The organism is Marinobacter sp. F3R11, from assembly GCF_003318275.1.
Lineage (GTDB): Bacteria > Pseudomonadota > Gammaproteobacteria > Pseudomonadales > Oleiphilaceae > Marinobacter.
In genome coordinates this window covers 646,914-659,460 of the sequence record NZ_QOCH01000013.1, presented here as the reverse complement: position 1 = coordinate 659,460, position 12,547 = coordinate 646,914, and the positions used below count along the sequence as shown (strand labels likewise).

Sequence of the window (12,547 nt, the reverse complement as noted above, 5' to 3'; positions counted from 1 at the left end):
CAACAAAAACACGAACCAACGCAAAACAGTAGCGGAGAAACAATAATGACAATGATGAAAAAGCTTCTGACTTCAGCTGTTGCATCAGCCTTGATGGTGGGTGGCGCCCAAGCGGAAATATCCAATAACACGGTTAAAATCGGCTACCTCGCCGATATGTCCGGTACCTATCGCGACCTGGCCGGCCCTAACGGCCTCAAGGCTCTGGAAATGGCAGTGGCCGACGTGGGTGGCACGGTCAAAGGGGCAAAAATAGAAATTGTCACGGCTGATGACCGTAACAGCCCGGATGTGGCTTCCAGCACTGTACGGCGCTGGTTGGAAAACGATAATGTCGATATGGTCGCTGGCCTTGTTGCATCTTCTGTAACTATCGCTGCGACCAAGGTCATTGAAGAGCATAACAAGCTTGCTTTGGTTAACGGCTCTGCCGCATCCAGTATTACCAACGAGCACTGTACTCCGAACCATATTCACTACACTTACGACACCTACCCGCTCTCTGTCGGTACCCCTACTGCGATAGTCAAGGAAGGCGGTAAAACCTGGTACGTGCTGACGGCTGATTATGCGTTCGGGCACTCTCTGGAGGCAGACGTAACCCGCATGGTTGAGTCCAATGGCGGGGAAATCATTGGCAGCATCCGCCATCCGTTCCCGACACCTGACTTCTCCTCATTCATTCTTCAGGCCCAGGCTTCCGGTGCAGACGTTGTTGCTTTGGCAAACGCCGGTGCAGACACCACAAACGCCATCACAACAGCTGCGGAATTTGGTTTAACCCAGTCTGGCCAGACGCTCGCAGCACTGCTTCTGTTCCTGAGTGATGTCCACGCACTGGGTGTTGAAACTGCTCAGGGTATCCAGCTGACCACTGGCTGGTACTGGGATATGAATGAAGATGCCCGGGAATGGGCTGATCGCTTCATGGAAGAAACCGGTGCAAGGCCAACCATGGTTCACGCGGGTATCTACTCCAGTGCGGTTCAGTACCTGAATGCTATCGAAGCAACGGGCTCTGATGATTCCCAGGTTGTGCGCAAACAGATGATGGATACACCCATCAATGACATGTTTACCAAAAATGGCCGTATTCGTGAAGATGGCCGCATGGTGCACGACATGTTCCTGGCACAGGTCAAAACACCGGAAGAATCCAGCAACGAATGGGATCTGTACAAGATCCTGCGCACCATTCCGGCTGATGAAGCATTTCGTCCGCTTTCAGACAGCAAGTGCAAGCTGGTCAGCAGTAACTAAGGTGTAGGTAATTGAGCTCTTCGGCGGTTGCCGGGGAGCTCAGGACACTACTCAAGGCATTACGCAACAATAAAAACTGATTCAACGTCTGTGCTGCTTCTGGAGTTAGCAACATGTCCATGATTTTCGGCGTGCCCATGGCGGTGCTGTCTGGCCAGCTTCTGATCGGGATTATCAACGGTGCCTTTTACGCGCTTTTGAGCCTCGGACTGGCTGTTATTTTTGGTCTTCTTAAAATTATCAACTTTGCCCATGGCGCCATGTATATGCTCGGAGCCATGGCCACGGTCATCATGTTCGACACTCTTGGTGTGAACTACTGGGTGGCGCTCTTTCTGGCACCTTTGCTGGTGGGCATTGCCGGGGTGCTTGTTGAATATTTTCTTCTTCGTCGCATTGCCGGGCAGGATCATATATACAGCCTGCTCCTGACTTTCGGCGTCGCGCTGATCATGCAGGGCATTCTCACCAATATTTATGGCGTATCCGGCCTGCGCTATGCAATGCCTGATATGTTCAAAGGCGGTGTAAACCTCGGGTTTATGTTCATGCCGTACTACCGTGCCTGGGTAATTGTGGCTGCCCTTGTAGTGTGTTTTGGCACCTGGTTCATGATTGAGAAAACCAAACTGGGTGCCTACCTGCGTGCTGGTACAGAAGATTCCCAGCTAATGCAGGGGTTTGGTATCAATGTGCCTTTGCTGGTGAGCCTTACATACGGTTTTGGCGTCATGCTGGCTGCGTTTGCGGGTGTGCTCGCTGCACCCATCTACTCGGTAACCCCGGTGATGGGCTCGCACATACTGATTGTGGTGTTTGCTGTGGTGGTAATCGGTGGCATGGGTTCCATAGGTGGCGCCATCATTACCGGTATTCTGATGGGTATTGTGGAAGGTCTTACCAAGACGTTCTATCCGCCTGCGTCGTCGGCTGTCATTTTCCTGGTCATGGTGATCGTACTGATGATCCGGCCCAACGGCCTGTTTGGTAAGGAGGCATAACCATGAGCCAGACCGATATTCAGTCTGATATTCATAAATCCATCCTGCAGCAGCAGAAAACTGAGGATCGCAGAAAGCTGATGCTCAACGGAGTTCTGCTTGTACTTTTGCTGCTGGCACCGTTTGTAATGTATCCGGTGTTCCTGATGAAAATCCTTTGCTTCGCGCTGTTTGCGGTAGCCTTCAACCTGTTGTTCGGGTTCACCGGTTTGCTGTCTTTCGGGCACGCGGCGTTTCTGGCCACGGGCGGTTATACCACCGGTTACCTGCTCAGTAACTTCAGTGGTCTCACCACGGAGATGGGCATCATTGCGGGAACATTGGTGTCCACAGTGCTTGGGCTGGGCTTTGCTCTGCTGTCGATCCGTCGCCAGGGCATCTACTTTGCCATGGTTACTCTGGCTCTAGCCCAGCTGGTGTTCTTCTTCTTCGTGCAGTCGTCATTTACCGGCGGCGAGGATGGTATGCATGGCGTTCCACGAGGTGAGCTGTTCGGGCTGATCAATCTTGAAGACAACCTGAATATGTATTACTTCGTGCTGGCGGTCTTCCTTGGGTGCTACTTGCTTGTTCAGCGCATTGTAAGCAGTCCTTATGGCCAGGTACTTAAAGCCATCAAACAGAATGAGCCCCGTGCTGTATCTCTGGGCTACAAAGTGGATCGATACAAGGTTCTGGCTTTTGTAATATCCGCTGCACTTGCCGGACTGGCCGGCTCCATGAAGTCTGTGGTTTTCCAGTTGGCGTCCCTGAATGATGCACACTGGCATATGTCCGGTGAGGTCATTCTCATGACCCTGGTGGGCGGCATGGGCACATTGCTGGGGCCGGTTATAGGTGCAATGTTTGTGGTCAATATCGAGTACCAGCTCGCACAAGGCCCGCTCCGGGACTGGGTAGACCCGATTCTCGGTGGCATCTTTGTACTGACAGTGCTGGCCTTCCGCAGCGGTATTGTGGGCGAGGTGCAGAGATTTGTGAGGAAAAATATGGGGTAGTGCCGGAAGTTCCGGCAGGTAAAAAACAAAGGGCCACTTTCATGAGTGGCCTTTTTTTATATCTGGCCGCAACTTTATTTCTACCGGTTGCGTATACAGTTTTCAGCCTATGGAGCGGATGACACGGCTGACGATGCCCTTATCACTGCATTTACGGAAGCAGTGAGGCAGGTCAGGGGTGGGCCACGTTAACAATATGTGACCGTGTACCACTAGAATCTGCTGCTTACGCGTTAGTCTGGTACCGATTACCCAATGGGGCAGTTCAAGACCTCGGGGGAAGAAGCTGACAAGGAGTATTTGTGTCTAATATTTTGCAGTGTAGTCTGTTGTTTATGCTTGCTGTGTCTTCACTTGCCCAGGCGCAGGTGTACCAATGGGTTGATGAGGCTGGTCGGCATCATTTCAGCGACAGACCACCGCAAAAGAAAGTGTCCTCGGTGAAGAAGATAGAGCCTGCAAAACCAACTCGAACTCCCGGGCCCCAATCCACTCATGCGGAAACCCAGCAGCCAGGCGTGGCAGTGACTCGGATGAACTACAATCATCCTGCCTCAAGCGAATCTCTGAAGATAAGGCGCATGCTGGAAGCCCGGAACTTCAGCCAGCTTAACGATCTGCTCTCAAAGCTGCAGGTTACTGTCCAGAGCGATATCAGTCAGGACGTTGAGTTGCAGGCTGCTTACCGGGCGTTCTGGCTGAGCGAGAGCCATTGGGAGGCAATATTCGATGATTGGGTGTCCCTTTTCCCTGATACCGATACATCCTATCTTGCGCGTGCAAGCTACCGGATTTCCCGTGCCTGGGACGCCAGGGGCGGAGCCTATATCGACAAAACGCCTCAGGAAAATATTGACCACATGAATCTGTGGCTGGCTCTTGCGAACTCGGATGTTGAGCGCGCGCTGTCCATAGAGCCTCAGGCTCTTTGGGCTTATTGTCTGAAGATCAATGCGGCGAAAGCTAAAGGGAAGTACGCAGTGGCGCAGGAGGCACTTGAGGTTGCAAATGGCCGGTACCCGGCTAACTATATCGCGCGTAAATTCTATCTTGAAACTCTGGATCCAAAGTGGGGGGGCTCAGTGATCTCAATGCTGGGCTTTGCCCAGAGCGCGCAGGCCCAGGCTAACCGGAATCCGAATATCAGGCGGCTGCTTGAATATGCGGCTTATGAAGCGGGGCGCATGTCCTATATCAATGGAGAGTATGAAAAAGCCCTGGAGTTGCTGGATATAGCAATAGAGCGGGATGGAGATGCGCGAACGTTTCATTTGCGGGCGAAAACCTACCGGCGCCTGAATAATCCTGAACGTGCCCTTAAGGATGCAAATACGGCCATTGCTCTGGAAGAAGATAACAGTAGCTATTTTCTTACTCGTGCTCGCATATACGCCGGATTGAAACATTATGATCAGGCATTCAAAGATGTTGAACGTGCAAGCGCTCTGGATCCTGATCATGAACCGACAGAGCGACTACGGCAGAGCTTGTTGTCTATTGCTCGCCATCCTGATTCTGAGTTCTTTGAGCCGGACACCACAGCCAGCACGGAAGTTGATGCACGGGACCCGGCTTCTCTATTTAATTTTGCCAAGCAATTAATCGCGAACAATAAGTTTGCGGAGGCCAGGGAGGCTCTTGATAAGGCAATAAGCTTGAGCCCTGCAACCTTTGATTATTACAAGGCCGTGGATTACGCACTGTTCAAGATGGGTAAAACTCAGGACATCCTGGATTACTGGGCGCGCTACCTGTCATACAATCCTGACGATGGCAGGGCATATCTTGAACGCTCCGGAACCTACTATCATCTTCAGGATTTCGACGCGGCGAAAAAAGATGCAAAACGTGCGGTAGAACTTGGTACCAAAGGCGCAGCGAAGGCTTATAAGCAGCTTCAGGCACTGAGCTCTGGCTGAGAGCATGCACATGCCGTGTGACACTTTCTCTGCGCCCATACAGCGGGTAACCATAGCTGGCTATCTGAGTGCCAGCTCGACGGCTTGCGCTGCCAATGTCAGTATTTCTGCCCTACCGTTCCAGTCCCCCTTGTGCTGGAGCGCTTCAATCTCGGCAAAGTCTACGCTGTAGAGCAGGATCCTGGCCGAGTGAAGCCCGCCAAGGCGTTCCCGGACTTGCTGGTTGATCAGGCGGTAATAGGTCTGGGTAGATTCCCAGCTCATGCCGCCGATTAATCCGATGGTTTTCATATGGCCCCGGTTGTGCAACAGATTTGCATGGATTCCGGCGCCTGCGTTTCAGCAGCACCGCCGGGATTACGCCTGTTTATTAGCCCACAAATATCTTCTTCGCAAGCGGAAGCCCCTTGAAACCACTGACGGCAATCGTTGTCAGTAAGCCACCAAGCATTGCGCCGACGACACCACAGGTCATGATGTCCTGGCCTGTGAGGTACAGGCCGGGGATGCGGGTTTTGGGCTTCAGCCAGTCCAGCTCGAAGCGGTCCGGAGTGTGGTCCAGGCCGTAGATTTCCCCTTTGCTGTAACGGCAGAAGTAATCCGTGGAAAGTGGAGTAGATAACTCGTAATAGTCTACTTTGCCTTCAAGGTGCGGAAACTTCTCGTATAGTTTTTTCAACAGACGTTGGGCGTATTCTTCTTTTTTTGCCTCGTAATCTTCACCGCGCTTGCCCCAGGTTTTGTCGGCCCAGCTTTCGTACCATTCGAAGGGTCCTGGTGCCACTATCTCGATGGTGGCCCGGCCAGGGTAGCGGTCGGTAAAGCCGGGGTCTTTGGCGGAGGGGAACGAAATATAGGTCAGAGGTATGTCATTGGCCTCCGGGTTGGCCATGAAGTCCTGAATCTGTTTTTCGTAATCCGCTCCGGGGTAGATCCAGTAGTTGGTTTTTGGCAGTCCGAGGTTCTCAGCAGTATCCTGCAGGCCGATATACAGGCAGTTACTGGCCATGGAGCGCTTCACGGTAGTCAGCTTGTCCTGATAGTAGTCCCAGTCCGGCGCCTCCTTGGGCAGCAGTTTGTTAAAGGTATTGAACACTCCGGCGTTGCTGATGACCAGCGGCGAGCGAATCTCTGCGCCGTCTGCCATGCGAACGCCCACAGCTTTGCCTTTCTCGATCAGAATGCCGGTTACGTCGGCGTAGGTGAAAACTTCGCCACCGCTTTTCTGAACTACCGGGATGATTGTCTTGGCCATTTCTGAAGCACCACCGACAGGGTAGTAACCACCGTGCAGGTAATGGCGGGCAATCAGTGAGTGAATGATGAAGCTGGACTCCGCAGGCGGCAGGCCGTTATCTCCCCACTGGCCGGTAAGCACAGCAATCAGTTCCTGATTGCCGGTAATGCTCTCCAGCACCTCGCGGGTAGGCTTGTTCAGGAAATCGGGGGCGCGGCGTTTGGTGAGCATGCTCAGCGGGCCTGCAGCCATATCCGGCAGAACCTTACCCAGAACAATTCCCGGCATGGCCTTGGCTACCTGGCGCAGGTAATCCAAATATGTGTCTATGGCCTTTTCTTCTTCCGGGAAGGTTTTCACCAGTTCCGCACGAAAGGCCTTCGGGCCGGCGACCAGATCTACGTGTCTGTCGCCCAGGAAAATACGGTCGTAATGGGCATCCAGGGGCGCCCAGTGCAGCTGGCCATCGGTAATGTGGTCAAACAGGCGCTTGCCCATTGTCTGGTCTGAGCCCATGTCGCCTATGTAGTGCACACCTACGTCCCACTCATAGCCGTTACGGTCGTAGCTGTGGGTAAAGCCGCCTGCAGTGTAGTGCTGTTCAAGGACCAGGACCTTTTTGCCCATCTTGCTCATACAGGCAGCAGCTGTGAGACCGCCAATGCCGGAGCCAATGATAATGGCATCGTAAGGGCCGTTAAGCCGGTTGGCGCGATAGCGACGGCCAACACGGAGGGTACTCGGTTTGGGGCTGCTCATAGCGATAGTGTGTCCTTGATCAATATGGGGCGGCCCAGCCATAGCTCAATGCATTTGCTTGCCGCTTTATGGACTTTAGCAGAGGCACAATAAAAAGCCCCGGCATCACCAGGGCTATGAAAGTTTACGGGAAAAGGCCAAGGGTTTACTTCAGGCCCATTTCCTCAATGGAGATCTCCCGCATCTTGAACTTCTGAATCTTGCCGGTCACCGTCATCGGGAACTCATCCACGAATTTGTAATTCCGGGGGATCTTGAAGTGGGCAATCTTGCCCTTGCAGAAGGCTACCAGGTCATCAGCATCTACCGGGTCAGCATCCGGGCGCAGTTTTACCCAGGCGATCAGTTCTTCACCGAACTTGTCGTCGGGAATACCGGTTACCTGAACTTCTTCGATAGAAGGGTGGGTGTAGAGGAATTCCTCGATTTCTTTCGGATAGATGTTTTCACCACCGCGAATTACCATATCCTTGATTCGGCCGACAATCTGAACATAGCCTTCTTCGTCCATGGTTGCCAGGTCGCCTGTGTGCATCCAGCCGGCGTCATCTATGGCTTCGCGGGTTTTTTCTTCGTTGTTCCAGTATTTCAGCATCACGCTATAGCCGCGGGTGCACAATTCACCAATTTCGCCACGGGGCACCACGTTACCGGTTCCCGGGTCGACAATTTTTGTTTCCAGGTGAGGCTGCGTGCGGCCCACGGTGGTGACTTGCTTCTCGAAGGGGTCGAGGGAGCTGGTCTGAGTGGATACCGGGCTGGTTTCAGTCATGCCATAGGCAATCTGAACCTCTTTCATGTTCATCTTGCCATTGACCTTTTTCATCACCTCCGCCGGGCAGATGGACCCGGCCATGATGCCGGTGCGAAGGGTTGAAAGATCATAGGATCCGAAATCCGGTTCGGCCAGTTCTGCGATGAACATGGTGGGGACACCATAGAGCGCCGTAGCCTTTTCCTGGTGCACAGCCTGCAGAACCGCTTTCGGTTCAAAGCCTTCTCCCGGGTAGATCATGGTGGAGCCGTGAGTAATGCAGCCCAGGTTGCCCATAACCATGCCGAAGCAGTGATACAGGGGCACGGGAATGACCAGGCGATCTTTCGCTGTAAGAACCTGACTTTCACCCACAAAGAATCCGTTATTCAGAATGTTGTGGTGGGTGAGGGTGGCGCCTTTTGGGTTTCCCGTTGTACCCGAAGTGAACTGGATATTGATGGGATCATCAAACTGCAGTTGGCTCTGTACCTTGTTTACTTCGTCTTGGCTGACGTCACCCGCAAAGCCGGTGAACTCGTCCCAGCTCCACATGCCGGCGTGCTTTTCAGTATCCAGATTGATCACTGCGCGCAGATCAGAAAGCTGTTGAGCTTTGATCTTTCCGGGAGTGCCTGCTTTCAGCTCAGGCGCCAGATCGTAGAGAGTCTGTCGGTAGTTGGACGCTTTAAAGCTGTCGGCTGTGACCAGTACGCTTATACCCGCCAGGTTCATGGCGTATTCCAGCTCATACATGCCATAGGCCGGGTTGATGTTTACGAGAATGGCCCCGACCTTGGCGGTGGCAAACTGGGTAACCGTCCATTCATACCGGTTGGGTGCCCAGATGCCCACACGATCACCGCGCTTGACGCCAATGGCCAGAAAAGCCCGGGCCGCCTCGTTGACCTTGGCAAGGAATTCCTTGTAGGTCCAGCGTATGTCCTGATGCAGACACACAAGGGCTTCGGTGTCGGGGTACTTGTCGGCTGTGCGGTCTAGCATTTCGCCGATGGTCATGCCCAGCAACGGTGTTTTGGAGGTACCGCTGGTGTAGCTTGGAAGAGTCTGATTCATTGTTTGCCTCCGGTTGTTTTTGTCATCGAGGTCTGAGAGTTTTCGAGCCTGTCAACGACTCTGGCTGTGGTATTCAGTATTGGGGCGCATGTCACTGGCGATCGCTACGCGGTTAGACATATTATAGAAACCGATCACGTTGCTGAGATCCCATATGCCGCGATCGCTGAAGCCTGCATCCCGAAGGGCCTGCACTTCGGTTTCTGCAACCGTTGCAGGGGAACGGGTAAGGATAGATGCGAAATCGAGCATTGCGCGCTGGCGCTTATCCAGTCTGGCAGACCTGTAGTTCATCACCAGGTGCTCACCCAGTATCGGGTCGCCGCTCAGGACTCGCACAGCGGCTCCGTGAGCCACCAGGCAGTAGAAGCATTTGTTTTCTGACGAGACTACAACCGCAACCATTTCCCGTTCCAGTTTGCTGAGCTCACTCTCGCCCATCATTAACTCGTTGTAGAAGCGCGTGAAGCCATCCAGTTGCTTCAGGTTCTGGCTGAAAGCGGTGAGAACATTCGGAACCATTCCCAGTTTTTCGATGCAGATTTCAAAATACCTTCTGGCATCATCTGGCAGGTCTTTCATATCAGGAATCGGAAGATCCAGTGCGACGACGTTTTTATTTTTGGTCATGTCACATCCTCAGGATTGTAGGGCCTGGCCCACTTTGGAGCCGTTGTGTCGATTGAGTTGGCCGGTGATCCATTTGCCGGTGGCGACGAGTTTATTCAGGTCTACACCTGTGCGGATTTCCAGGCCGTTGAGCATGTAAAGAACATCTTCGGTTGCCACGTTACCGGAAGCACCGTTGGCATAGGGGCAACCACCCAGGCCGGCAACAGATGCATCAATAACCGCTATGCCTTCTTCCAGTACCGCATAAAGGTTGGCCAGTGCCTGACCATAGGTATCGTGAAAATGCGCCGCCAGGCGATCCATGGGTACATGACTTGCCACTGCCTCCAGCATGCGTTTGGCTTTCAGCGGTGTGCCTGTGCCGATGGTGTCGCCCAGTGAAATCTCATAGCAGCCCATGTCGGCCAGGGCTTTTGCAACTTTTGCCACCTGTTCCGGTGCAATGTCGCCCTCGTAGGGGCATCCGAGTACGGTGGACACATAGCCGCGCACAGGTATGTTGTGCTTCTTTGCAGCCTCCATTACGGGCAGAAAGCGCTCCAGGCTTTCAGCAATGGAGCAGTTGATGTTCTTCTGGCTAAAGGACTCGGATGCAGCGCCAAATACTGCTACTTCATCAACGCCCGCTGCAAGGGCGCTCTTAAACCCCCGGAGGTTTGGCGTAAGCACTGAGTAGCGCACCCCTGGTTTGCGATGAATGCCTGCCATGACTTCAGTCGCATCTCCCATTTGAGGCACCCATTTGGGCGACACAAAGCTGGCGGATTCGATGTGGGTAAGTCCGCAATCTGACAGCCGGTCAATCAATCCGGTTTTGATATCGGTGGCAATCACCGGGCCGGCTTCATTCTGCAGGCCGTCCCGAGGGCTCATCTCAACCAGTCGTACCTGTTCCGGGAAGGCCATCAGACTGCCTCCCCGGTGTTTGCTTCTGCAATCTCGATAGCGATCAGTTCCGCGCCTTCGGAAACCTGCTCGCCTTCCGAGAAGAAAACCTCGGTGACAACGCCGTCTGCGGGTGCTTTGATGGCGTGCTCCATTTTCATGGCTTCCATGATTACCAGCGACTGACCGGCGACAACTGCATCACCTGGTTTGGCCTGCACCGCCACAATAGTGCCATTCATCGGTGCGGTCAGCCCGCCTTCTGGCGCCAGGTCTTCGGAAATATAGTTCTCCCGGTACAGAGTGCACTGGAAGGTGTCACCCTCGTAAAAGAGTACGAGCTGATCATTGTGGAGGTTGCCGTGGATGCTGATCCGGTGACCATTGACCACCGCCTGCATGTAGTCGTCATCAAGCCTTGCTGTGAGGCAGTAGACGCCGCCATCTATGAATACCTGATAGTTGTCATCCCGCTCGAGAATTTTCAGTTCGTGGATATCTTCACCTACCTGCAACTGCAAAGGCTGAGCGTATTCCGAGTTCAGGCGCCAGCTGTTGCGACGGCCAAATGGTGACCAGGGATCGGTACTCACGGATTCTGTGGATTTGCGCTCTTCCAACACGAAGCCAGCTGCCAGCACCAGTGCCTTATCGATGTCCAGCTTCGATTTCGGGAACAGCAAGTCACGGTGGCTGTCGATAAAGCCTGTGGTCAGGTCGGCTTCCCGGAACGGCTGGGCATCGGCCAGTGCATGGAGGAACCGGATGTTGGTTTTGACACCGGCAATGCGGTAATGCTCCAGTGCCTGAACCATGCGGTTGATGGCCTGGTCACGGGTTTCGTCCCACACGATCAGTTTGGCAATCATGGGGTCGTAGTGAATGCTGATTTCATCGCCTTCGATCACGCCGGTGTCCACTCGCACATGGGCGCTCTCATCGGGCGTGCTCAGGTAACGCAGATTGCCGGTGGCCGGCAGGAAATCCTGATCCGGGTCTTCCGCATAAATACGGGCTTCCAGTGCATGTCCACGGGTTTTTACCTGAGACTGCTCCAGCGGCAGAGGGTCACCCCAGGCCACTTTCAGCTGCCATTCCACCAGATCCTGGCCGGTTACCATTTCTGTAACCGGGTGCTCTACCTGCAGGCGGGTATTCATTTCCATAAAGAAGAATGAACCGTCTACATCGTAGAGAAACTCTACGGTGCCGGCGCCCACATAATCTATGGCCTGGGCGGCTTTAACCGCAGCCTCACCCATGGCTTTGCGGGTTTCTTCACTCAGGCCCGGAGCCGGAGCTTCTTCCAGCACTTTCTGGTGACGACGCTGAACCGAACAATCGCGTTCGGCCAGATACACACCCTTGCCGCTCTGGTCGCAGAAAACCTGAATCTCTACGTGGCGCGGCTGGGTCAGGTAGCGTTCAATCAGCATGTCCGGATTACCAAACGCATTCTGTGCTTCGCGCCTGGCAGCAGCGAGGGCGTCGTCAAACTCGCCAATGTTTTCAACCACGCGCATGCCTTTGCCGCCACCACCAGCGACCGCTTTCAGAAGCAGAGGGAATCCGCATTTTTCTGCTTCTGCGCGCAGGGTTTCCGGAGACTGATCGTCGCCATGGTATCCGGGTACCAGGGGCACGCCCGCTTTCTCCATAATGGCTTTGGCCGCTGATTTAGAACCCATCGCGGCAATGGCAGAGGAGGGCGGACCGATAAATACCAGATCGTTGGCTTCGCAGGCCTCTGCAAAGCCGGTGTTTTCAGAAAGAAAACCGTAACCCGGGTGGATTGCCTGTGCGCCACTCTGCTTTGCGACTTCTATAATTTTGTCACCGCGCAGGTAGCTTTCAGAGCTGGGAGCCGGGCCTATGTGAAAGGCTTCGTCTGCCATGGTTACGTGATGGGCATTGGCGTCTGCATCCGAATAAACTGCGACGCAGCGAATACCCATTCGGTGTGCGGTCTGGATAACCCGGCAGGCGATTTCGCCCCGGTTGGCAATGAGGATTTTGCTGAACAT

At 53.8% G+C, this 12,547-nt stretch carries 9 protein-coding genes and 1 pseudogene; 4 read left to right on the top strand and 6 right to left on the bottom strand.

The window, feature by feature from the left end:
- The first annotated feature begins 45 nt into the window (after positions 1-45).
- From DS878_RS07915 to DS878_RS07900, 4 genes are all read left to right on the top strand, one after another.
- Complete coding sequence (locus DS878_RS07915; protein WP_113815399.1) at positions 46-1,260, top strand: ABC transporter substrate-binding protein; 1,215 nt, start codon at positions 46-48, stop codon at positions 1,258-1,260.
- Positions 1,261-1,373: 113 nt separating this feature from the next.
- Positions 1,374-2,261, top strand: a complete 888-nt coding sequence (locus tag DS878_RS07910) for a branched-chain amino acid ABC transporter permease (protein WP_113815398.1) — start codon at positions 1,374-1,376, stop codon at positions 2,259-2,261.
- 2 nt (positions 2,262-2,263) lie between these two features.
- Complete coding sequence (locus DS878_RS07905; RefSeq protein WP_113815397.1) at positions 2,264-3,259, top strand: branched-chain amino acid ABC transporter permease; 996 nt, start codon at positions 2,264-2,266, stop codon at positions 3,257-3,259.
- Positions 3,260-3,561: 302 nt separating this feature from the next.
- Positions 3,562-5,178 carry a DUF4124 domain-containing protein gene (locus DS878_RS07900; protein ID WP_113815396.1) on the top strand — a complete coding sequence of 539 codons (1,617 nt, stop codon included), beginning with the start codon at positions 3,562-3,564 and terminating at the stop codon, positions 5,176-5,178.
- A 69-nt stretch (positions 5,179-5,247) separates the two neighbouring features.
- On the opposite strand, the pseudogene DS878_RS07895 reads toward DS878_RS07900, so the two are convergent.
- The 6 genes and pseudogenes from DS878_RS07895 to DS878_RS07870 form a co-directional block, all read right to left on the bottom strand.
- Positions 5,248-5,469 (bottom strand): annotated as a pseudogene (locus DS878_RS07895) (aspartate/glutamate racemase family protein); the annotation flags it as partial.
- Between the two features lie 79 nt (positions 5,470-5,548).
- Positions 5,549-7,174 carry a phytoene desaturase family protein gene (locus DS878_RS07890; RefSeq protein ID WP_113815395.1) on the bottom strand — a complete coding sequence of 542 codons (1,626 nt, stop codon included), beginning with the start codon at positions 7,172-7,174 and terminating at the stop codon, positions 5,549-5,551.
- A 145-nt stretch (positions 7,175-7,319) separates the two neighbouring features.
- On the bottom strand, positions 7,320-9,005 hold the full coding sequence (locus DS878_RS07885; RefSeq protein WP_113815394.1) for an AMP-binding protein: 1,686 nt from the start codon (positions 9,003-9,005) through the stop codon (positions 7,320-7,322).
- Between the two features lie 51 nt (positions 9,006-9,056).
- A complete protein-coding gene (locus DS878_RS07880; RefSeq protein WP_113815393.1) occupies positions 9,057-9,635 on the bottom strand; it encodes a peroxidase-related enzyme in 579 nt (192 codons plus the stop codon).
- Positions 9,636-9,644: 9 nt separating this feature from the next.
- Positions 9,645-10,544, bottom strand: coding sequence for a hydroxymethylglutaryl-CoA lyase (locus DS878_RS07875; protein WP_113815392.1), 900 nt, complete (start codon positions 10,542-10,544; stop codon positions 9,645-9,647).
- Positions 10,544-12,547, bottom strand: a complete 2,004-nt coding sequence (locus tag DS878_RS07870) for an acetyl/propionyl/methylcrotonyl-CoA carboxylase subunit alpha (RefSeq protein ID WP_113815391.1) — start codon at positions 12,545-12,547, stop codon at positions 10,544-10,546. Before DS878_RS07870 ends, DS878_RS07875 begins: the two co-directional genes overlap by 1 nt.

Bases quoted from the DNA above. Each gene is read 5' to 3' on its own strand.
- DS878_RS07890 (WP_113815395.1), bottom strand. From the start codon at position 7,174: ATGAGCAGCCCCAAACCGAGTACCCTCCGTGTTGGCCGTCGCTATCGC.
- DS878_RS07885 (WP_113815394.1), bottom strand. From the start codon at position 9,005: ATGAATCAGACTCTTCCAAGCTACACCAGCGGTACCTCCAAAACACCG.
- DS878_RS07915 (WP_113815399.1), top strand. From the start codon at position 46: ATGACAATGATGAAAAAGCTTCTGACTTCAGCTGTTGCATCAGCCTTG.
- DS878_RS07875 (WP_113815392.1), bottom strand. From the start codon at position 10,544: ATGGCCTTCCCGGAACAGGTACGACTGGTTGAGATGAGCCCTCGGGAC.
- DS878_RS07910 (WP_113815398.1), top strand. From the start codon at position 1,374: ATGTCCATGATTTTCGGCGTGCCCATGGCGGTGCTGTCTGGCCAGCTT.
- DS878_RS07905 (WP_113815397.1), top strand. From the start codon at position 2,264: ATGAGCCAGACCGATATTCAGTCTGATATTCATAAATCCATCCTGCAG.
- DS878_RS07880 (WP_113815393.1), bottom strand. From the start codon at position 9,635: ATGACCAAAAATAAAAACGTCGTCGCACTGGATCTTCCGATTCCTGAT.
- DS878_RS07870 (WP_113815391.1), bottom strand. From the start codon at position 12,547: ATGTTCAGCAAAATCCTCATTGCCAACCGGGGCGAAATCGCCTGCCGG.